The organism is Aliiroseovarius sp. F47248L (assembly GCF_023016085.1).
In the GTDB taxonomy this organism is placed as follows: domain Bacteria; phylum Pseudomonadota; class Alphaproteobacteria; order Rhodobacterales; family Rhodobacteraceae; genus Aliiroseovarius.
Genome location: NZ_JALKBF010000001.1, coordinates 1462461 through 1483519, shown reverse-complemented (window position 1 = coordinate 1483519; position 21059 = coordinate 1462461). Strand labels below are relative to the sequence as shown.

The window sequence follows — 21059 nt, the reverse complement described above, 5'->3', positions numbered from 1 at the left end:
CAGCTAGACTTGAGCGCGCAAATGTCGGTAGGATTCTTTTTATCGATTTCTTTGCGTTAGCGTTGTTTTCAAGGCCATAAAAGAAAGATATGTGGAGGAGCAGAATGATTGACACCCTTGAGTACGAGGCTCCCCGTTCCTCATCCTATGAAGACCAGTATGAAACTTACCGCTCCCTGTATCCGTCGGCCCCAGTAGTTGAGACATTATTCAAACTTACAAGCGTTGAAGCATTCGAGTATTGTCGACAGCGAAAATTCTTTGTGATTGTTGCACCGTACAATAAGCGTCATGAAATTCTGGCAGAACGGACATTCGCTGAAGAGAAGATAAAGTGGTCGCTGGTTGGCGGAAGTGTGAAGCTCACCTCTAGCGAAACATTCTTGGAAGCTGCCAACAGGCTGGCACAGCACTCACTTCCTTCCATCATCATTTCAGACATTGAGCCGTTTGCGTTTCTGAAGAATACGTTTGTGTTCGACGGCGAAGAGTGTGTGCACCACGGTATCGCCTTTACCGGCCGTGTAAGAGCTGACGACCCAGATAAACTGCTTATGCTGGGTGACCGAACTCGTGGCCACTTCGTCCCGATCACCTTACCGCCAGATGAAATTGCCATATCGCACAATAAGAAGATTTTTATTGAGGCTCAAGAGCACGTTTCAAAAAAGGCATTTGGCGAAGCACCATTTCACGAGCGTGAAATATCTATTAATGAGCAATATCAACATCGCTACGCCTTCCACGATAAGTTCGTTAAACCAGTTTTTAGGTTTGCTTCGAAGTTCTATGGAGAACACTCAATTGATGAGTACAAACAGATGGAACAGTCGATCTTGTCTGAAGACGGAACATCTTCCCTCATAGATGTCGCTTGCGGAGAAAATGAGCTTTGTGAACAGTTAGCTCGCACCAGCCAGTTTGATCTTGTTGTCGGAAACGACATCTCATTTAGCCAAGTCGAGCTGCTTTCAAAGAAATCTAATGGCGAACAGAGCCCTGATGGGCTGGTATACACTAACCATGACGCAACAAACCTACCGTTCCTAGACAACCAGTTCGATGTGGCGATTTGTAAGAACGTTTTGCATCACATGCCTGACCAGGATGCGGTGCAGCAGTTGGTTGCAGAAACGGTGCGCATCGCCAAACGAGCACTGATCGTTGAGGTTATGAACCCAGAGTTCGAAGGAAAATGGGGACGACTCCGACACAACTATTACGTTCACTTCCTTCAAGACGCCTATGTGCACTTTTTGTCAAAGCCAGAATTTGATGAGCTGATAAAACCATACAGGTGCCAGTATCGGTTTGATTGCCACACATTCCGAGGCGTATACTTCATGGCGGTTCTGAGCAGCCCATGATAGGATTTACAAGCATGCAGGAAATATTTGAAATTGAGCTGCGCTACCGGCTTGGTAGCGAAGTGCTGGCAGTTGAGTTTGGGAAAAATGTTTTAAATCAAGGCTTTAAGGTGGAGGCGTCGCTAAGCCAGGAAGACATCTACTACTCTTCCAAGCATAAGGACTTTATCGAAAGCGAAGAGTGCCTAAGGATTCGCACCGTCGACGGGCGTTCTGAGATTACCTGGAAGCCTCCTTCCACAGCTGACATGAAGGTTGCTGATGAGTTTTGGAAGGAAGAGGTGGACCTTCAAATTGGCTCCCAGCACGACATCGCCAAGAAGATGCTGAATGCTTTAGACTTCTTTGAGGTAGCGACCGTCGAAAAACAACGCCAGTCCTTTGTCGGACCGGAGGGTGTAGAGGTATCGATAGATGTGGTGAAGGGGGTCGGAGCCTTTGTTGAACTAGAGGTGAAGCATCACGATCCCGATCATGGCAAGCGCGTGATACGCAGGACGGCTGAAGGCCTTGGTCTTGCCGCAAGTGAAATCTGCCGAACGCCCTACCGTGATTTAGTACGTGAGGCGAATGATGCTGCGTGAAAATGACATTTTGACGCGTCTGAAGTATGTCACTTCGCTCGGCGAATGTCAGAAGAGAAAAGTTGGCAGCCTTCTTGTCGTTGGCAATGAGATTCAAGTTGAAGCATACAATGGGATGCCGGAGGACACTGGCCTCTCCTGTATGGACGGCGATTGTCCGCGATGCAGGACCGAGGTCGATTTCCCACATGGTGTGGGATATGACTTATGCTTCTGCTTGCACGCCGAAGAAAAGGTCATCGCAAAAGCCGCGCAAAAGGGCGTTTCGACGTCAGGAGCAATTCTATACTCTTCGTACCAGCCCTGTATCATGTGTCTGAAAAAGATATGTCAGTCTGGCATCATTGGGGTCCGGTACATTGAACGATGGGAAATTCCAAACGCTAGTTGGGGAATTAGTGAATTGGAAAAGACTTATCGCCTTCTTGCAAGCTCACTACCTCTGGGACTTGAACAAATTGAAAAATTGGATCTCAGTTCAAGGATCCACAAGGCGACGTAGCCTCAATTAATTGGGACTGATTGGTCCTTGACACCTTGTGAACCATACCAACCAAAAACACACACCATATGTCAGAACCAAGCCAAAGGTAGGCCAACCTCCAGTCAGCGTTCGAGCGAAAGCAGCTTGAAGCTATGCTGCCAAACTGACCAATGTGATCTGACCATCTTCAAAAAGGCCTCTGGAAAGAAGCTCTGCACGTGCCTTCTCAGGGCTTGGTGTGAAAAGGAGAATTCGCAAGTTTAGCTTTGCACGCGAAAAACACACATAAGCCAGCTTCCTACCGCGCTCAAGTTGACCTTCGGTGGGTTCCCCGATCGTTTCTGGGGTTAGCAACTTGTTGAAATTGTACTGGCTCCAACGAGCTTCCACGTCGTCAAACACCACGACCACATTGGGGTACTCTTCACCCTTCACGCCGTGTTGGGTACTGAACGGAGTGTTCTCGGAAATAAAGTCGAAGTACGGGGAAAGCTCTTCTGTACTCATCGCAAAAAATGCGTCAGCGAGCCAATCGCCTTTCTCGTTAGTATAAAGCTCCTTGTCGAAGTCTTCTGGCCGCGGTTGTCGGTTGAGGTGCTCCATCAAACGGTCAGGCATTCGCGCCAGCCCCAGCTCTTGAGTCAAGAGCAGCACTTCTTTGACGGTACTCGTTGCCCAAGCAGCTTGGAGTCGCTCAACCGCACTTCGCGACACTTCAATCATTTCGCCAAGGCTGCGGTTACTATTTGGGCCCTCGGAAGCGAAATCCGGGCTTTTTGCGCGAAGCAAATCTATGACACCGCGCTGATCACCTTCCTGCTGAGCTCGAATAAGGGGCAAAACCACATTAACAAACGGACGCACCAGAAGGTGATCCCCGGCCTTGAAGTCGTCCTCCGCTCTTGAAGAGGCGAAGTCGCCAATGAAGAGCGAATTGAGTTGTTCGAAACCCAATCGGCGGGCAATCATTTGGCGCACAAGGAAAAGTAGTGTGACGTCCTCACGTTCCGTCCAGCCCCACGTCTCCATAGCCTGATCCATTTTTTCCGAGGCGCGGTCGCATTGCTCACTCGTGTAGGTTTTCCTTGGACCTTCGGGAGCCTCAGCCTCAACCAGAACCAGTTCGACACTTCCCTTCAGATCGGCGGCCTTCCCAGATGGAACCTGTTCAACGTCGGTTCGAAAGGTGTTGAGGAGATCGACTACTTGGGGGCAACAACGAAAATTTTCAGTCTTTGTGATGGGTATGCCTTCTTCCGGCGGTGAAAATTTTCCGGCACGGCCTTCATAGATTTGTTGCCAAGGATCACCGAAGTATCCGACCATCGGCAGCCCCACACCCGCACCTAGTTTGTTCAAGCCCTCCACGATTGAAACAAAGGTATCTTGGGCTTCGTCCACGAAAATGAATGGGTAGCGAGAACCTAGAATTCGCCGAAAAACACTCTTTTCCTTGAGGAGGTATCCAGCCACGGAGATTACGTCGTCGTGCCCCAACAAACCTTCGCTGAAATTGCTGAAGTTGGAGTCATCATAGTTCCATGTACGCACTTCAGCCAAAGACCCAAGTTCTTCCTCTAGTTTTTCGGCTTTCTGGCGAGCAGAAATCGCAGTTTTAGATGTTCCGCCATTGTCCTTTTCTCGAGCTGCCTCAATGTGTTTGGGAATGACAAACAGAGTAACGGCTTCATGGATATCAAAGCCAAAACTACCCATCTCCCCCCAGAGGAAGCTGTGGAGGGTGGAGACCTCGAACAAGTCGTCAAATCCCAGCCGTTCTCGTATGACCGCCACAGCTCGTTTGGTGTATGTGATACACGCCACACGCTGTCCTTGTTTGAGCAGCGACGGGCCAAACGTCTTCCGGACGTGATCCAAAGCCGAAATAAGTGAAGTCGTTTTTCCGGCCCCTGCGCCAGCAATCATTGCAAAGCTTCTGCCTTCCTCAAGGCATTGGGATACTTGTTGGTCAGCTTGGGTTGGGATGAGATTAGACATAACTATACAATCTGATGATCATTGGTGACTTGATACGGTCGTTTCCAACCAAGTAAGGCCTTCGGAGATGTAACTCGGCACCTGCCATTCATCGTCAGAGGCGAGGACGCTCATTGCAAAGTCGGTCTTCTTGAATGAACTAGACTTCACCCGTTCAAAAATCTCCTTATATGCCTCTCCCAAATCTGCAGATATTTCGATACCCAAACTCAAATCACCACTACGCGCTTTCGAGAAGTTTTCGTAGGCGAAGCTTTCCTCTAGTGTCCGTGGGCGCATCGTATGATCATTACCATTTTCAGAGACCAATATATCCAACTGGTAGACAATTGCTCGATCTGGGTTGCTCCGACAATTGTCTGCAAATGACCGGTCGATGAGCTCCTGGACAGTCGAAATATCCAACAGTGTCTTTAACGAAGCGTTAGAGGTCAGCGCGTTGGGAGTATCAGCTCGAACCGTAGGGTGCCGCCCCTCGGGAGAGACTGAATCCAGATCGGTGATCACCAGGCATGGGATGTGCAAGAAACTGATCAACTCATCGAAGCGATGAGCATATGCTCCCCCAATCTCGAGAATTGTGAGGAACGACTTTCTCAGATTTGGGGCCACTTTCTGGATCATCTCGGGCAGAAGCAGTTTCTCGACGGCACCTTCAACCAAAATCGCCGCGTCAGCAAAGAACAGATCGCAGTGGGTCAAACGCAGGTAACGTTCCAGAAACTCGAGAGCCCGCGCTTCAGAATCTTCATCTTCTCCCAACGGCGACGGTGTAAAACTGCGCAGGCTCTTCACAGTAGATGCATTCATCACGGGGCAAGTTTCAGGATCATCCGTGGTGAGGTGAGACCTTCTGAAATACCTAACTTTGGCGAAGTCTACCACATCGAGAATGTGTGAGGAGTGCGTCGTGACCACCATTTGAGGTACTTCTTCCTCGATCCCTTCAGCCTGAGCCGAAGAGTCCAAAACATCCCAGATGTTCTGGATAAACGTTTGTTGGACCTGAGCGTGCAGGTGAACCTCGGGCTCTTCAATGAAGATCACTTGGCACAATGGGCGGTCCTTGGGGGTTCGCGCCCATTGCGAGTAGAAATGCTTTGCTTGGATGGCCATGTAAATGAGGTTTTTAAAGCCAAGGCCATTGTACTGCTCGGGCAGCTCGTGTGACGTGCTCTCATCAATATACAGTAAGTCAGTATTGCCTCTCAAAGCAGTTTCCGGACTGAGGGTCGAAACTAACTTCAAATGCCGGTCATTGACGGCGGGAACGCCTAGCCCACCGATCATGTCCAAAAGGGATGAGAACTGTTCCTCGTAATGGTCGGTCAGGTCGCTGTTGTTTTGGTCAATGATTTCAAAGGCAGCTTGAGCATTATCTGCCTGGTCGAGGTTTTTCTCGTAGTATCCGGCAAAGGCCGCAGACAGACGATTACTACGATGGCTGTCGTGATCATCGATGTTCCGTTGAGCGTCTACAAAGTCGACTCTCAACAAACCTTGAATCAGTTTACGCCCTTCCTTTTTGTCCAGTGGCGTTGCACCGGGATCACCTCCCTCGTTGGCAGCTAACGCAAAGAATTGTGTTTTGAAATGTCGTTCGAACAGTTTGGCGGTCGCAAGAAACTTCGAAAGCCTGTGTTCACTGCCTTCCCGGCCCGCGTCGGGATATGCCGCTAGAAAATCACCTCTGAGCTTCTCAGCATCGTCTACAGTCAATCGAAGGCGGACTCCTAGTTCGTCGAAGTCATCGGACATTCGCGGCAACAATGCCGCTGCTCGGCCATATTCTATGCTGTCAGGGTCAACTGCGAACCAAATGTCTAGGTCGATGAAGGGAAAACCCTCAGCATTTCCGGACATTCCAAACTGATCTATCGAGGGAATGCAGCCGACCGAGAAGTCATGGATGCTGAAGTCTTTCCCGCCAAGGAAACAGCGCATGATCGCGGTCGCTGATGTCTTTCCACTGTTGTTTGAGCCGACAAAAACGGTTTCGGTTTCTTCAAAATCGATGTCAACCTTTTCAAGTCGCCGAAAATTGGTGATCGTTACCTTGTTTATTCTCATAATTATCTACTTTAGACGCGAAAAATTACACTTTTAAAGTGTATCGAGCTTTCAACGTTCTGTCACTAGCCACACAGCCTCATCGGCGTGAATGACACCTCGGCTTGCTGCTTGAGGAACAAGTTTTAGAATGATCAAAACATGGTATGGGTTACGAATGACGATCTATTTTCTTACTGAAATGCGGACGGAATTTGTCGAGCCACTTCCAATAAAAATTGGCTTTTCAATGGACGTCAGGCGACGCACATCCGCACTTCAGACTGGCAACCCTAACAGGCTGGCACTGATGGGCATTATTAAGTCTCGTTCTCAGGAAGATGATCGGGCCATCGAAAGGTCACTGCATCAGCAATTCGAAGCTCAACGAATGCTGAATGAGTGGTTTTCTTTGTATCCGGCCGTAGTGATTGATGTTCTGAAGTCTCACTCCGCAAACGGGTTTGTTACAGTCGGCCAAGATGCTTTTGAAGTAGTCTCCTATGATCGTCACGGGGTGCCTGAATTCGCAAGCCCGTGGGCGTGGGGAGATGTCGAAGCTCAAGGCTTTTGCCCCTCTTGTGGATGGGCCGGAGGGTGGTCCTTCAATGAAAACTATGGATGCGAGAGGTGTCTGAAATGTGGTGCATCAGGCAACGACTACGATGTCTGCGCTTTTGACGCGCATTAAGCAGATTTGCACGTTTACCTCGACCCAACGCCACTGAGCAGTGGGAAGGGGCGCTCATCCTGGCCTAATGCTAATATATACTGCGCTGCCCGTGAACGGCAGCAATGCGGGCTGCAATCGCAGCATCGAGATTGGTCGTTAAACGGCGGCTACGCTCGGCAGATCCCTCCAGCCCTGATCTGTACGAAGCAGTTGCACATGGCGGAACATAAGTTTTCGTGGGGAAATTCAAAGATTTCTGAGCCTAAAATGAGCCTGAGAAACCAAAAGGGCTTAGCGATTTATCGCTAAGCCCTTGAATTCTTTGGCTCCGGCGGTAGGGATCGAACCTACGACCAATTGATTAACAGTCAACTGCTCTACCGCTGAGCTACGCCGGAACACGTGGGCGATATAGCAAGTGCGATTCAGGGCCGCAAGAGCTATTAGCGTATTTTCAACTGATCCTGCGAAATTCTGCGTGAGCGTCAAGTCGTGGCTCGGCGGCGACGATTTCGCGAGTGGCCAGGTCGATCAAATGGGCGAAGACGTTGCGTTCGGCGGCTGGTATCAACGGGGCGGGTGTCTCCGTATAGATTAGGCGCGTTAAGGCCGGGATGGTGATGGGGTTGGCGTTGGACAGGGCATCCAGAATATCTTGCTCGCGGGAAGTACGGTGGGCAATTAACCAAGCCATTCGCGCTGCCGGGTCTGTAATCTCTAACCCGTGGGCGGGGTAGTAGATGCGATCCTGACGAGCGGCGAGTTTTGCACAAGATGCCATGAAGGCGGTTAGATCGCCGTCCGGTGGTGAAACCAGAGAGCTGGCCCAACCCATGACGTGATCACCTGTAAAAACAACATTCTGCCATGCAAAGCTAAGGTGATTGGAGAAGTGACCAGGGGTCCAGATAGCTTCGATGTCCAGACCGCCAGCGCGAAAAACCTCGCCGTCGGCCACCCTGATGTCGGGGCGGAAATCCGTGTCAACACCTTCGCCGCCAGACGACAGTCCGCGGGCAACAAGGTCTTTCATAACCTCGCTTCGTCCGGCCAAAGCGTCACCAAAGGCGATGACCGAAGCACCGGTTGCTTCCGATAGATGGCTGGCAAGCGGTGAATGATCTAGATGGGAATGGGTGACAAGGATTTGTGTGATCCGCTCGCCACGTTGGAGTCCCGACATGATGGCGTCTAAATGGGGTCGGTCTGCCGGTCCGGGGTCAATCACTCCAACATCGCCTTCGCCCAAAACAAATGTGTTCGTGCCCCAATAGGTCATGGGCGACGGGTTGGGGGCAATAACACGCCGGATGCCGGGCTCCAACGTGGTCATCACTCCGGCGGGCGGACGGTCTGGCGGGGCTTTCCGGTTGGCCACAGGGGTCTCCGATTGTTGCGAATCCTTGTCGACAGTAACCCCGCGCTGTCGCCGCTTGGCAAGCAGGGCGCTGCGTCATAGGGTCTGGCCATGGTCCAACTGCCCAAGAACAGGTTTCTCGATTTCGGCTGGCTGAAGCAATTCATGCCGCGCGGGCTTTATGGGCGGGCGGCGATGATCCTGATCGTGCCAATCGTAACCCTGCAATTGGTCGTGTCTGTCGTGTTCATCCAACGGCACTTCAATCGCATCACCATACAAATGACGTCTGCCGTGGTGTTGGAATTGGACTATCTGTTGACCGAGGTGAACGCAGCTGAAACGCCAAGGGCTGCGCGCCAAAGCGTGGAGAGGGTGATCAAACCATTGGCGATGTGGATCGAACTCCCCGGGGCACCGGTGGATACGAAGATCCGGTTGACGGACCTGACTGGGCCGAGGGTGGCGCGCACCTTGCGTGCGGGACTGCCAGACCTAACCGGGGTCGATCTGGCGTCTGAACGCGCAGGGGTAATTGTCGGCGTTATTACCAATCATGGACCAATGCGAGTGGGGTTCTCGCGGGATCGGGTGTCAGCCTCGAACCCTCACCAGTTGTTGGTTTTGATGCTGGCGACCGGCATTCTGATGACGCTGATCGCCTATCTTTTCTTACGCAATCAGTTGCGCCCGATCCGTCAGTTGGCGAAAGCCGCCGAAGCCTTCGGCAAAGGGCAGGTGGTGCCCTACAAATTGGCGGGTGCGACCGAAGTGCGATCAGCAGGTAAGGCGTTTCTGGACATGCGATCGCGCATCGAGCGGCAGATCGAGCAACGCACACTGATGCTGTCTGGTGTCAGCCACGACTTGCGCACGCCTTTGACCCGGCTGCGATTGGGTTTGGCGATGATCGACGATGATAGTCGCGAAGATCTGGAGCGTGATGTTGAAGATATGGAGCGACTGGTCGACCGATTCCTAAGCTTTGCGCGTTCGGACGCGTTGGAGGATGACCCTGAACCGGTCGATTTGGCGTCCCTGACCCGACATCTGGCCGACAATGCTTCGCGGGCCGATCAGAATATAGTGCTGGGCGATGTGGCCGACCCTGGCCTCTATCCCGTGCGGCGCGCTGCATTGGAAAGGGCGTTGGAAAACCTGCTGGGCAACGCCACCCGCTATGGATCACTGGTGCGCTTGTCGCTTGTGACGGGGCGAGGGGACTTACGCTTCGTGGTCGAAGATAACGGGCCGGGCATCCCCCCCGAGGCACGCGAAGAAGCCTTGAAACCCTTTGCCCGCCTGGACAAGGCGCGCAATCAGGACAAGGGATCCGGTGTGGGCTTGGGGCTGGCCATCGCCAGCGACATCGCGCGCGGGCATGGTGGACATCTTCGGCTCGGTGACAGCGCTGACTTAGGTGGGTTGAAGGTCGAGTTCGTATTGCCCCGTTAACAGGCGCGTGCCCTATACAAAGTGGTAGGTCCGGAGGGATTTGAACCCCCAACCAAAGCGTTATGAGCGCTCTGCTCTAACCGTTGAGCTACAGGCCCACTGTATTCTTATCGTGCGTCCATGCCAGCAAATTGGCGCGACTCGGATGGGTGATTGAGTGTTCAAGTATAACTTTGGATAAGCTCAAGATTGATACCTGAGCCGCTTTAGTTTCTCGTAGATGCGGTTGCCAACAGCTTTATGCAGCAATTTCTTAGACAAAGATCTAAAGGTTGCCGGTTTCTGGCTGTCTAACTCGGCTTGCGATAGAGGCATTTTTGACGCAAGCCGTGTAAGCCCTGCGCGCCCAAGCGAAGCGTTCATTTCTCTGAGAAGCACTAGACGACGCAAATTGAATTCTTCACCGGTCTCTCGGCTGCTTGATCCAGATTCAGACTTTCTGAGATGAATAAAAAACTCCAAACCCTGCGGAGGCAAGATTTCGATAATGTCAAAATCGATCAGGCCCAGGTACCTAAGGTCGCTTAACAATAACTCCAGACTAGCGCCGAAGACGACATTGCAGTGAACATCTCTGTAAGCAGACGGATCTGCGATATCCGCCACATATGTGGCGTAAATGGACTTAAGCTCCCCTTTCGGCCAAAAACCGTCGGGATTGTCGCGAGGATGGGACATCCCGACCAACCGCTTTTCGCCTATGTGATAAGTTCCGATGTTTGCATTGTAATCAAACAGTGTCTCAGGCGTTGGTTGTCTGTGATTGTTGTGATAGGCGGCTAACCAGTCGCTTAGCTTGCTTGGAGTTCTAAAGTGATCGAAGCACATTCTGTGGTCAGGGATAGCCATTGTTAGGGTGCCACCAGGCCGCAGAGCGCTCGAACATCCTTGCAAAAACTTTATTGGGTCCGGCAAATGCTCGAAATTGTGCGAGGAAAGTATGTAGTCGATCTTTCCGTTAAGGCCTTTGGCTGTAACAGCTTCACCCAAATCAATCGCGTTAGATACAATGTCTACATCTTCGATTAGATGGAGATTATGCTCGGCGACATTGTGTTTTTCTACTGCAATTTCTTTAAGAGATTTAGTGTCGAAGATGTCTAGGGACAGAATATTGTAGCCGTCTGACTTCTTAGCGATCGGGCGGAAAAATGGAGCAATCTCAATACCCAGCTTTTCTTTATCGGCGAACCTTCGTAACTCTTTCCAACGAGACATTGCGCTCTTTCTAGTTATGGTTGTTTGCAGTCATGATCCTACTAAGGATTTTTTTCTCAGAGTCTACTATGTAATGAAGGCGCAGAAATTTGCGCGGCGGCTTATCGGTGGGGATGGATCATCTACCAGAAACGATCGCGCAACGAAGCTTAAGCTTTGACTGCCTTTTTGCGACAGGGGAATAATGGTAGGCCCGGAGGGATTTGAACCCCCAACCAAAGCGTTATGAGCGCTCTGCTCTAACCGTTGAGCTACAGGCCCACTGTAATCCCCGGTGCCGCCCTTGCTAGCAAACTGGCGCGCGGCGTCAAGCGAGGCGTGGACTCTTTACGCCCCTTAAGCTATCGCAAGCGCAGTTTTTATGCAGGTCAATCGGGGGACCAGATGAGCGACGCATCCAAGGGCATCACCTATGCCGACGCAGGCGTGGATATTGACGCAGGCAACGCATTGGTTGAACGGATCAAACCCGCCGCCAAACGCACCAACCGTCCGGGCGTCATGGCCGGGCTTGGGGGCTTCGGCGCACTGTTTGACCTGAAGGGGGCGGGGTTCAAGGACCCAGTGCTGGTGTCTGCCACGGATGGTGTTGGCACCAAGCTGCGCATCGCGATTGACACCGGCAACGTCGACACGATCGGGATTGATCTGGTCGCCATGTGTGTGAACGACCTTGTATGTCAGGGCGCCGAGCCGCTGTTCTTCCTTGATTACTTTGCAACGGGCCGTCTGGAAACCGACAAGGCCGCGCGGATCATCGAAGGCATCGCAAAGGGCTGCGAGTTGTCCGGCTGTGCGCTGATCGGTGGCGAGACGGCTGAAATGCCTGGCATGTATGAGGATGGCGATTTCGATCTGGCCGGTTTCTCGGTCGGCGCGATGGAGCGCGGTGAAGATTTGCCAAAAGGCGTCAAGGAAGGCGACGTTCTGCTGGGGCTGGCGTCCGACGGCGTGCATTCCAACGGTTATTCGCTGGTGCGCAAACTGGTCAAGGTCTCGGGTCTTGGCTGGGACGCGGACTGCCCATGGGATGGTAGCATCACCCTGGGTGAGGCGCTTTTGGCCCCGACGCGCCTTTACGTGCGTCAGGCGCTTGAGGCCGTGCAGGCAGGGGGCGTTCATGCGCTGGCCCATATCACCGGCGGCGGATTGACCGAAAACCTGCCACGCGTGCTGCCCGATGGGCTGGGCGCGCTTGTCGATCTGGACGCTTGGGATTTGCCGCCTGTATTCAAATGGTTGGCATCAACTGGCGGGATGGATCAGGGCGAACTGCTCAAGACGTTCAATTCCGGGCAGGGCATGGTGCTGGTTGTTGACGCGCCGCAAGCCGCAGCCTTGACCGAGCGTCTGACAAATGCCGGCGAACATGTCACCCAATTGGGCCGCATTCAGGCGGGCGAGGGTGTCAGCTATCTTGGGACGCTTCTGTGACCAATGCGGGCGGGGCGCATAAGCGGGTCGCCATCCTGATTTCAGGCAGCGGTTCGAACATGGTGACCCTGGCAAACAGCATGACCGGCGACCACCCTGCACGTCCTTGCCTTGTCCTGTCGAACGTGCCGGATGCGGGCGGGCTGGAAAAAGCGCGCACGCTTGGTATTCCGACCGCTGTTGTGGACCATCGCGACTTCAAGGGCGACCGCGCCGGGTTCGAAGCCGCGTTGAGTGACGCTTTGGAACAGGCGCACCCGGATATCATCTGTCTGGCCGGGTTCATGCGTATCCTAACTGAAGGATTCACGGCCAGATGGTCGGGACGCTGCTTGAACATCCATCCGTCGCTTTTGCCGAAATACAAGGGGCTTCACACCCATCAGCGTGCAATAGATGCCGGTGACAACGAGGCCGGGTGTTCTGTGCATGAGGTCACAGCGGAACTGGATGGTGGTCCGATCCTTGGTCAGGCCCGCGTGCCCATCATCCCCAGTGACACAGCAGACAGTTTGGCCGCGCGGGTGTTGAATCAGGAACACCTGCTTTATCCCGCCGTGCTGCGCCGCTTCGCAAATGGCGATTGCACGCCGGTTTTCCTGCCCTGATGCGCCCGTGACGCCCAAGGCTTTCCTTTTTCATGGTTTCGCCGTAAACCCGTCGAAAGGCCAGAAGGCGCACGAAAACGAGCAGAAAGACCCTGTATGATCACGATTACCACGACCGAGGCGCTGGCTGAGTTTTGCACCCGCGCCGCCAAGCATCCCTATGTTACGGTCGACACGGAATTTCTGCGCGAACGCACCTATTATTCAAAACTTTGCCTTGTGCAACTGGCCGTGCCTGGTGATTCAGACGAAGACGCTGTGCTGGTTGACCCGCTGGTTAACGGGTTATCGCTGGACCCGCTTTATACGCTGTTCCGCGATGAAAACGTGGTCAAGGTGTTCCACGCTGCCCGTCAGGATCTTGAGATCTTCTTTGTTGAAGCTGGTGTCTTTCCCAAACCGCTGTTTGACACGCAGGTGGCCGCGATGGTCTGTGGCTTTGGCGATCAAGCGGGGTATGAGACCTTGGTGCGCAAGATTGCGCGCGCGCAGATGGACAAATCCAGCCGATTCACCGACTGGTCGCGCCGCCCGCTGACCGATGCACAAAAGAGCTATGCCATTGGGGATGTTACGCATTTGCGTCAGATCTATGAGTATTTGGCCGCCGAGTTGAAAAAAAGCGGCCGCGGGGCCTGGGTGGAAGAGGAACTGGCCATTCTGACGGAACCCGCAACCTATACTATCCAACCGGAAGAGGCGTGGATGCGCCTGAAAACACGCACGAACTCATCGCGTTTTCTGGGTGTCGCCAAAGAGCTTGCCCGCTTCCGCGAAGCCTATGCCCAATCGCGCAATGTGCCCCGCAACCGGGTGATGAAAGACGATGCGTTGCTTGAACTGGCCTCAACCAAACCCCGCAACATGCAGGATCTGGGCCGGTCACGTCTACTGTTGCGTGAAGCCCGCAAGGGCGAGATCGCCGAAGGTATTCTGCACGCTGTGACCGCCGGTGTTGAAATGGCGCAGGAAGACCTGCCCAAAGCGTCGGACAAATCCCGCGACAAGCTACAAGTGAACCCGGCACTGGCCGATCTTTTGCGTGTGCTTCTGAAAGCGCGTTGCGAGCAGGAAAAAGTGGCGCAGAAACTGATCGCGTCGGCGGCTGATCTGGACGCATTGGCGGCGGGAAAACGCGACGTTCAAGCCCTGCGCGGCTGGCGGGCCGAGGTGTTTGGCAACGATGCGCTGCGCCTGTGCGAAGGCAAGCTGGCGCTGGCCGCCAAAGGGCATCGGGTCGAAGTGTTCGAAGTTTAGATCACTTCGTCATCCAGTCGGTCTCGCCTAGCGGCTGGACGACCGGCTGTTACGCTCGCCCACAACGCGGATTGTACGCACGCCTTGCAATTTGGTGTTTGACACGAACTGCCCCACCAACACTTCGCGCTGTTTCGGGCGGCCTGCGTTGGTGTGATAGGGCGGCTCGCTTATGCGGAACATGTAGGTCAGCACGCCATCGACGGGTCGTTCGAAATTTTCTGGCACGAGCTGCGCATCCCAATAACCAAGACGGGGCGGCAGGCCTTTGGCACGAATGATCGCACCACCGGTGCTGCGCAACACTTGCACTTCGACAACGTCTGTCACCAACCCGCGATATTCCTGATCTTCAAGAAACCCACCTTCGGGGATCACTGCGACTTCTTTGACGCCATCCGACCGGAACCAGTTGACGGGGTTCAGGTTCGATGTGCTGCCACAGGCGGTCAGACCCAGAACAATACTGGTCATCACGGCGGGCAGGGCAAAACGGCGCAGTGTCATGGTCGCTCCTCTTCTTCTGACCAAAGGGTTAGCCCATGTGCAGGGTTTTGAAAAGAGAACACTGCGAACCCTGTGGGGGTCTGGACCTTTGGCGCAGATCGCCCTAACTGATGAACAACGAAGATGAAGGACCAACCCGATGGCCAGCCCCGCTTTTGAAGATATAGTCGAGGATTTTGCGTTTCTGGACGAGTGGGAAGACCGCTATGCGATGGTCATCGACATGGGCAAAGCGCTACCACCGATGGAGGACGCGTTGAAAGTGCCGTCCACAAAGGTGGAAGGCTGTGCCAGTCAGGTCTGGTTGCACCCGGAAATCGACGGCGACATCTATCGCTTTCATGGTGACAGCGATGCGATGATCGTCAAAGGTCTGATTGCGGTTCTGGCGGCGCTTTACAATGATCTGCCGGTGTCTGAGGTCGGTATGGTCGACGCCCCGGCAGAACTGGCGCGGTTGGGTCTGAACGACCATCTGTCGTCGCAACGGTCCAACGGGCTGCGCGCGATGGTCGAGCGTATTCGAATGCAAGCCGCAGACGCGGTCTGATCACCTCAAGTGTTTCAGGGCTGTGGCCAAATCTCCAAAGCCGGTGAACTTTCGCTCGTATATCAGGCCAATCCGTTTGGCAGCTGCCTCGGCCATGCGGTCAAGGTCAGGATTGTCAGTCTGCGCCAGATAGATCAGCCGCGTATAATGGCCGAAATACATGTCCCGCAATTCAGGGTGGCGATCCAGACCCAGCGGTTTGATCACGAAACTTTCAAACCCACGTGCCAGAAAGTCGGTCAGATAGAAAACATCGATCTCGTCTTCGGTGCGGGCGGCAAAAGCGTCGTTGCCCTCGAAGAAGCTGTAACAGTGCGGCCCCCGGATCATCTCGATGCCCATTTCGTCACACATTGTGGCCAACTCGCCTCCGGTGCCACAATCGGCGTAGGCTAGAAAGATCTGATCAAAGTTGGCGCCGTGTTTTTCAACAGCAGCGCGGACGGCACCGGGGATTTTGTCCGGCGTGTTGTGCAGGATTGCGGGCAGGCAGGTCAGGCTCATGTGATCCCAACCGTTCAGGCGGATTAGCGCCAGAATTTCGTTGGCCAGTGCACCGCAGGCCAAAATCAAAACCTTGGCCGAGGCATCTGTTGGTGCCAACCCGTCGCGGGTGAGTTCTTCGTCGCTTGGCTTCATGATCCGTTCCGCCCTGATAAAGCCCGGATACCGATCGACGCCAACATGATCAGCGGCAACAATGCCATGGCCACCTGACCATCCAGTTTGCCGGATGCGGCGGCGAGGCTGCCGACCAAGATCGTTAAGCCACCGGACAGGATCACGAGGGTGATCAGGAAAAAGAACCGTGTTTTGCTCATGCTGTCATATCTGGGGTCTAAGAAGACAAAAGAAAAGGCCCCGCCTTCGGGGCAGGGCCTTGTCTTAACTTTTTAGGCAAGGTCAGCCTGCGGCAAGCTGGTTATGTTTGCGCAGCATGTAGTCTTTCGCCGTCTCAACCGCGACCGCGGCATCACGGCAATAGCTATCCGCCCCAATCGCCTTGCCGAACTCCTCGTTCAACGGCGCACCACCAACCAGAATGGTATAATCGTCGCGAATACCCTTTTCGATCATCGTGTCGATCACGACCTTCATATAAGGCATCGTTGTGGTCAGTAGGGCCGACATACCAAGAATGTCAGCTTGTTCGGCCTCCAATGCTTCAAGATAGCTTTCGACCGCATTGTTGATGCCCAGATCGACAACTTCAAAGCCGGCGCCTTCCATCATCATCGATACAAGGTTCTTGCCGATATCGTGAATGTCGCCCTTTACCGTGCCGATCACCATCTTGCCCATGCGGGGTGCACCAGTGGCGATCAGCAGCGGCTTCAGAATGGACATGCCAGCCTTCATCGCATTGGCGGCCAGAAGCACCTCGGGCACAAACAAAATCCCGTCACGGAAGTCGTGCCCTACGATGGTCATACCCCCCACAAGCGCTTCGGTCAGAACTTTGTACGGTTCCCAGCCGCGCTCAAGCAGGATGTTGACGCCTTCGGTAATCTCTTCCGCAAGACCGTCATAAAGGTCGTCATGCATCTGCTGGACAAGCTCTTCGTCGTTCAGCTCGCTCAGGATGATATCGTCTTCTTGGTCGGACATGGCTGCCGTTCCCTAGCTAAAACTAAAAGTCTTCAAATCCCACATGCGACGATTTCGCACGTTTGGTCTGGACCGATTGCGACATGGAGTGCCCTTTGACCGACCTAATGGCAAATGAATAATTCGCTATGAAATGGTGAATCTGCTTCATATGTTCTCTATATGTTCTTATGGTAGGCCATGGTTTCAAATTGCGATAACAAAATCCGGGCTGAAGCACGGCGCGGACGCGCGGCAAACAGCAACGACACCGGCAGGTTCGAACCTTATCAGAGAGTATGTGTCGACGATGGTTGGCAACAAGAACTGCCACGCACGATCCTGACCCATGTTGCCATCGAAAATCCGCGCAGCGTGATCACGCGCAACAGATCGCCCGATATCAGTTTTGACCGGTCGATCAATCCGTATCGCGGGTGCGAACACGGGTGCATCTATTGTTTTGCACGCCCGACGCATGCCTATCTGGGCTATTCAGCGGGTCTGGATTTCGAAACGCGCCTGATTGCGCGCCCCAATGCGCCACGACGGCTGGAGAAGGAGTTGTCGCGCGCGCGCTATGCGGTGGCACCTATCGCGATCGGCACCAATACCGATCCCTATCAACCAATCGAAGCGCAGTATCGCGTCATGCGCGGGGTTCTTGAGGTGCTCGCGCGGTTTCGTCATCCGGTCACGATCGTCACCAAGGGCACTCTGATAGAACGTGACCTTGATCTGCTATCCGAGATGGCGCAGGCGGGGCTGACACATGTAGGCGTTTCCGTCACCACGATGGATGCGGCGTTGTCGCGCAAGATGGAACCACGCGTGCCCAGCCCCAAAAGACGGTTACAGATGATCGAACGTCTGTCCGAAACCGGGATCCCGGTGCGCGTCATGGTCGCGCCCGTCGTGCCCGGCCTGACAGACCACGAACTTGAGGCGATCCTGTGCGCTGCGCGCGATGCGGGTGCCGAGGCGGCGAGCTATATTCTGCTGCGCCTTCCCAGCGAGGTCTCGGAGCTGTTTCAGGATTGGCTGACTGAACACGTGCCCGACCGCGCCGCCCGTGTGATGGGACGGATGCGCGAGATGCGCGGAGGTGATGATTATGACGCGGAGTTTGGTTCCCGGATGGTTGGGAAAGGCACGTTTTCAGACCTGTTGCGCCTTCGGTTTGACATTGCCCGCAAGCGTCTTGGGCTGTCCAAAGGCTTGCCAAAGCTGCGCTGTGATCTGTTCGCCGTGCCGCCCAAAGCCGGGGATCAACTGTCACTGTTTTGACCGACCGTATTGAGATCGCGAAGAAAAACGAGGGCGAAAATCACCCTCGTTTCTATCAAGAACAGGTCGTGTGAGCTTAACGACGCCGACGGCGTGACCGGCGGTCTGGTTTCTGCCCCGCATCGTCGCCCGTGCCATCGGAAGCCGATGAGAAGCCGCCAAGTGCCGCAGCGATCTGCTCCAACGTTGGCCGGCTGTCGCTTCTTGGACGTGTCTCCAACGCTTCGCGCATGGCGCGCAGATGCTCAGGCGTGGTGCCACAGCACCCGCCAATGATCGTGGCGCCGCAATCGCGGGCCAGAACCGCATAATCCGCCATCAAAGTCGGAGTGCCGTCATAGTGGATATGGCCATCCACATATTTCGGAATGCCCGCGTTGCCCTTGGCTATGATCGGGCGTTCGCTGCCTTGTGCCGCAAAGCCCAGGACTGTGCGCAGCAGATCGGCGGCACCAACGCCACAGTTTGCCCCAAAGGCCAAGGGTGGCTTGCTGAGTGTCTCGACCATCTTCGCCAGATCGGCCGAGGTGATGCCCATCATGGTGCGCCCGGCGGTGTCGAAGCTCATCGTGCCGCACCATGGCATGTCGGCCAGTTCGGCGGCGCGGGCAGCGGCTTTGTATTCTTCAGGTGCCGAAATCGTTTCGACCCACAGCACGTCCGCCCCGCCTTCCTTCAGCCCTTCGGCTTGTTCATGGAACATCTCAACGGCGCTGTCGAAGGTCAGGCTGCCCATCGGCTCCATGATGTCGCCGGTCGGGCCGATGGATCCGGCCACTACAACCTTGCGACCTGACGCATCGGCAACCTCGCGACCCAGTTCGGCAGCGGCGCGGTTCAGTTCGCGTACGCGGCTTTGGGCATCGTGCAACTTCAGGCGCGAAGCGTTGCCGCCGAACGAGTTGGTCAGGAAGATATCAGATCCGGCATCCACAGCACCCTTATAAAGCGTGCGAATATCGTCGGGTCTATCAACGTTCCACAGCTCGGGCGCATCGCCTGAGGTCAGGCCCATGTTGAACAGGGTCGTTCCGGTAGCGCCATCGGCCATCAGCCAATCGCGTTCCGCCATCAGTTGGGTCAGCAGGTCCGTCATCAGGGGGTCTCCGTAAAATAGAGAAACGAGTTTCGCCGCTACCTGCCACGGATTGAGTACGGGCGCAAACTTAATGCGTATTAAGAGGTGCCAATCTTACGTTGTTTCCGCAGCAGGTTGAGAGCGATCTTTCGATCCGCATACCGTCACTGTGAAAAAAGGCGCAGCCGAAACAGCTGCGCCTGTGATCTTGTATCATCGGTTGCCTGACAGCGGTGATCAGACTTCGGTGATCAGTTCGGCTTTGGCAATAGCCAGAAGTTCGGCACGTTTGGCGCGGACTTCATCGGCGCTGACGGTGCTGAGATCACCTGTGACCTTACGCACCACGTCTTCATGTCCAGCTTCTTCAAAATCTGACTTGATCACTTCGCTTGCATAGGCCAGAGCATCGTCCCCGGATTTGCCCAGTTTCTCTGCAGCCCACAGGCCCAGTTTCTTGTTGGCGCGTGCTTCTGCCTTGAACTGCATTTCTTCATCATGGGCAAATTTGGCTTCGAAGGCGTTTTCGCGATCATCAAAGGTGGTCATGGCATTCCCTTGTTCATGGTCCGGTGCCTTCGGCTGGCCGAATGGCGCTTGTCGATACTGATATGCCAACGAGAAGCGGTTATCGCAACCCCGCTAGCGCTCTCAAATTGGGGAAATCGTGCTATATCGGCGATATTCTTGCCCAGCGTCAGGCTTTCACGTATAGGGCGGGCATCAGCGGGAGTCGCGCGGGCAGGGGGTCCGCCAAGGACTGCATCCCGCTTTGACCGACGGAGGTCTTATGGCACGGCGCAAGAAACTTTATGAAGGCAAGGCGAAGATCCTGTATGAAGGCACCGAGCCGGGCACCATCGTGCAGTATTTCAAAGACGATGCGACCGCATTTAACGCCGAAAAGAAGGACGTGATCGACGGGAAAGGTGTTTTGAACAACCGCCTGTCCGAGTTCTTCATGATTGGGCTGACACAGCTTGGTATTCCCAACCACTTCATCAAACGCTTGAACATGCGTGAACAGCTAGTACGTGCCGCCGAGATCGTGCCGCTTGAGATTATCGTGCGCAACGTGGCCGCAGGCTCCATGGCCAAACGTCTGGGTATGGAAGAGGGCACACCGCTGCCCCGCCCGATCGTCGAGTTTTCTTACAAGGACGACAGTCTTGGTGACCCTCTGGTGCCGGAAGAATACATCGCCGCGTTCGGTTGGGCGAGCCAACAAGAGATGGACGAGATCGTGTCGATGGCGTTGCGTGTGAACGATTACCTGTCAGGCGTGATGTATGGTGTCGGAATCAAGCTGGTTGACTTCAAGATCGAAATGGGCCGCGTTTATGAAGGCGACTTCCCGCGTTTGATCGTGGCCGATGAGATCAGCCCCGACAGCTGCCGTCTGTGGGACATGGAAACCGGTCAGAAGTTGGACAAGGACGTGTTCCGCCGCGACCTTGGCAACCTGGCCGATGCTTATACCGAGGTGGCGCGCCGTCTGGGCGTCATGCCGTCGAATGTCACCCACACCCCCGCTAAACCGACCCTGATCAACTGAGGATTTGCCCG

21 protein-coding genes and 3 tRNA genes are annotated in these 21059 nt (G+C 54.3%); 11 read left to right on the top strand and 13 right to left on the bottom strand.

All coding sequences use genetic code 11. The features are described from left to right. Positions 1-104: 104 nt before the first annotated feature. From MWU51_RS07410 to MWU51_RS07400, 3 genes are read left to right on the top strand one after another with little or no spacing between them, the layout of a single operon-like run. Complete coding sequence (locus MWU51_RS07410; RefSeq protein WP_247035997.1) at positions 105-1367, top strand: class I SAM-dependent methyltransferase; 1263 nt, start codon at positions 105-107, stop codon at positions 1365-1367. A gap of 14 nt (positions 1368-1381) precedes the next feature. Beyond that, complete coding sequence (cyaB, locus tag MWU51_RS07405) at positions 1382-1951, top strand: class IV adenylate cyclase (RefSeq protein WP_247035996.1); 570 nt, start codon at positions 1382-1384, stop codon at positions 1949-1951. Beyond that, positions 1938-2453, top strand: a complete 516-nt coding sequence (locus tag MWU51_RS07400) for a deaminase (protein WP_247035991.1) — start codon at positions 1938-1940, stop codon at positions 2451-2453. Before cyaB ends, MWU51_RS07400 begins: the two co-directional genes overlap by 14 nt. Before the next feature lie 132 nt (positions 2454-2585). On the opposite strand, the gene MWU51_RS07395 is transcribed toward MWU51_RS07400, so the two are convergent. Beyond that, positions 2586-4361, bottom strand: coding sequence for a UvrD-helicase domain-containing protein (locus MWU51_RS07395; protein ID WP_247035987.1), 1776 nt, complete (start codon positions 4359-4361; stop codon positions 2586-2588). Between the two features lie 90 nt (positions 4362-4451). After that, entirely contained in the window at positions 4452-6503 is a 2052-nt protein-coding gene (locus tag MWU51_RS07390; protein ID WP_247035986.1) for an AAA family ATPase, read from the bottom strand. Positions 6504-6633: 130 nt separating this feature from the next. On the opposite strand from MWU51_RS07390, the gene MWU51_RS07385 reads away from it, so the two are divergent. Beyond that, complete coding sequence (locus MWU51_RS07385) at positions 6634-7173, top strand: GIY-YIG nuclease family protein (RefSeq protein ID WP_247035984.1); 540 nt, start codon at positions 6634-6636, stop codon at positions 7171-7173. 305 nt (positions 7174-7478) lie between these two features. On the opposite strand, the gene MWU51_RS07380 is transcribed toward MWU51_RS07385, so the two are convergent. Then, a tRNA-Asn gene (locus MWU51_RS07380) sits at positions 7479-7553 on the bottom strand. A gap of 56 nt (positions 7554-7609) precedes the next feature. After that, entirely contained in the window at positions 7610-8488 is an 879-nt protein-coding gene (locus MWU51_RS07375) for an MBL fold metallo-hydrolase (protein WP_247038756.1), read from the bottom strand. A 135-nt stretch (positions 8489-8623) separates the two neighbouring features. On the opposite strand from MWU51_RS07375, the gene MWU51_RS07370 reads away from it, so the two are divergent. Beyond that, positions 8624-9967, top strand: a complete 1344-nt coding sequence (locus tag MWU51_RS07370; protein WP_247035982.1) for an ATP-binding protein — start codon at positions 8624-8626, stop codon at positions 9965-9967. A gap of 22 nt (positions 9968-9989) precedes the next feature. Here the strand turns inward: MWU51_RS07370 and MWU51_RS07365 are convergent. The 3 genes from MWU51_RS07365 to MWU51_RS07355 all read right to left on the bottom strand — a co-directional run bounded on the left by MWU51_RS07365 (position 9990) and on the right by MWU51_RS07355 (position 11446). Further along, positions 9990-10065, bottom strand: a tRNA-Ile gene (locus MWU51_RS07365). Positions 10066-10150: 85 nt separating this feature from the next. Continuing rightward, on the bottom strand, positions 10151-11185 hold the full coding sequence (locus MWU51_RS07360; RefSeq protein ID WP_247035980.1) for a class I SAM-dependent methyltransferase: 1035 nt from the start codon (positions 11183-11185) through the stop codon (positions 10151-10153). Between the two features lie 185 nt (positions 11186-11370). Next, positions 11371-11446, bottom strand: a tRNA-Ile gene (locus MWU51_RS07355). 123 nt (positions 11447-11569) lie between these two features. On the opposite strand from MWU51_RS07355, the gene purM reads away from it, so the two are divergent. The 3 genes from purM (at position 11570) to rnd (ending at position 14484) form a co-directional block, all read left to right on the top strand. Further along, the gene (gene purM / locus MWU51_RS07350) at positions 11570-12619 is read left to right on the top strand and encodes a phosphoribosylformylglycinamidine cyclo-ligase (RefSeq protein ID WP_247035978.1); all 1050 of its coding nucleotides are present in this window, start codon (positions 11570-11572) and stop codon (positions 12617-12619) included. Beyond that, the gene (gene purN / locus MWU51_RS07345; protein ID WP_348646720.1) at positions 12616-13227 is read left to right on the top strand and encodes a phosphoribosylglycinamide formyltransferase; all 612 of its coding nucleotides are present in this window, start codon (positions 12616-12618) and stop codon (positions 13225-13227) included. Before purM ends, purN begins: the two co-directional genes overlap by 4 nt. Before the next feature lie 96 nt (positions 13228-13323). After that, positions 13324-14484, top strand: coding sequence for a ribonuclease D (gene rnd, locus MWU51_RS07340; protein ID WP_247035976.1), 1161 nt, complete (start codon positions 13324-13326; stop codon positions 14482-14484). Positions 14485-14511: 27 nt separating this feature from the next. Here the strand turns inward: rnd and MWU51_RS07335 are convergent, their stop codons facing one another. After that, positions 14512-14991: a hypothetical protein gene (locus MWU51_RS07335; protein WP_247035975.1), complete on the bottom strand. Its 480-nt coding sequence runs from the start codon at positions 14989-14991 to the stop codon at positions 14512-14514. 139 nt (positions 14992-15130) lie between these two features. Here MWU51_RS07335 and MWU51_RS07330 point away from each other — a divergent pair, with 139 nt between their 5' ends. Next, positions 15131-15541 (top strand): SufE family protein, encoded by a 411-nt coding sequence (locus tag MWU51_RS07330; RefSeq protein WP_247035974.1) that lies wholly within the window; start codon positions 15131-15133, stop codon positions 15539-15541. Here MWU51_RS07330 and MWU51_RS07325 read toward each other — a convergent pair whose 3' ends face one another. The 3 genes from MWU51_RS07325 to MWU51_RS07315 form a co-directional block, all read right to left on the bottom strand. Next, the gene (locus MWU51_RS07325) at positions 15542-16180 is read right to left on the bottom strand and encodes a DUF1638 domain-containing protein (RefSeq protein WP_247035971.1); all 639 of its coding nucleotides are present in this window, start codon (positions 16178-16180) and stop codon (positions 15542-15544) included. After that, the gene (locus MWU51_RS07320; RefSeq protein WP_247035969.1) at positions 16177-16362 is read right to left on the bottom strand and encodes a hypothetical protein; all 186 of its coding nucleotides are present in this window, start codon (positions 16360-16362) and stop codon (positions 16177-16179) included. The genes MWU51_RS07325 and MWU51_RS07320 overlap by 4 nt, the downstream gene beginning before the upstream one ends. Positions 16363-16444: 82 nt before the next feature. Then, on the bottom strand, positions 16445-17149 hold the full coding sequence (locus tag MWU51_RS07315; protein ID WP_247035968.1) for a B12-binding domain-containing protein: 705 nt from the start codon (positions 17147-17149) through the stop codon (positions 16445-16447). Between the two features lie 180 nt (positions 17150-17329). Here MWU51_RS07315 and MWU51_RS07310 point away from each other — a divergent pair, with 180 nt between their 5' ends. Further along, the gene (locus MWU51_RS07310; protein WP_247035966.1) at positions 17330-18415 is read left to right on the top strand and encodes a PA0069 family radical SAM protein; all 1086 of its coding nucleotides are present in this window, start codon (positions 17330-17332) and stop codon (positions 18413-18415) included. A gap of 76 nt (positions 18416-18491) precedes the next feature. Here MWU51_RS07310 and bmt read toward each other — a convergent pair whose 3' ends face one another. Next, positions 18492-19511 (bottom strand): betaine--homocysteine S-methyltransferase, encoded by a 1020-nt coding sequence (bmt, locus tag MWU51_RS07305; protein ID WP_247035964.1) that lies wholly within the window; start codon positions 19509-19511, stop codon positions 18492-18494. Positions 19512-19730: 219 nt separating this feature from the next. Continuing rightward, positions 19731-20042 carry a DUF1476 domain-containing protein gene (locus tag MWU51_RS07300; protein WP_247035962.1) on the bottom strand — a complete coding sequence of 104 codons (312 nt, stop codon included), beginning with the start codon at positions 20040-20042 and terminating at the stop codon, positions 19731-19733. Between the two features lie 241 nt (positions 20043-20283). Here MWU51_RS07300 and purC point away from each other — a divergent pair, with 241 nt between their 5' ends. Beyond that, positions 20284-21048 carry a phosphoribosylaminoimidazolesuccinocarboxamide synthase gene (purC, locus tag MWU51_RS07295; RefSeq protein ID WP_247035960.1) on the top strand — a complete coding sequence of 255 codons (765 nt, stop codon included), beginning with the start codon at positions 20284-20286 and terminating at the stop codon, positions 21046-21048. Positions 21049-21059: the final 11 nt, after the last annotated feature.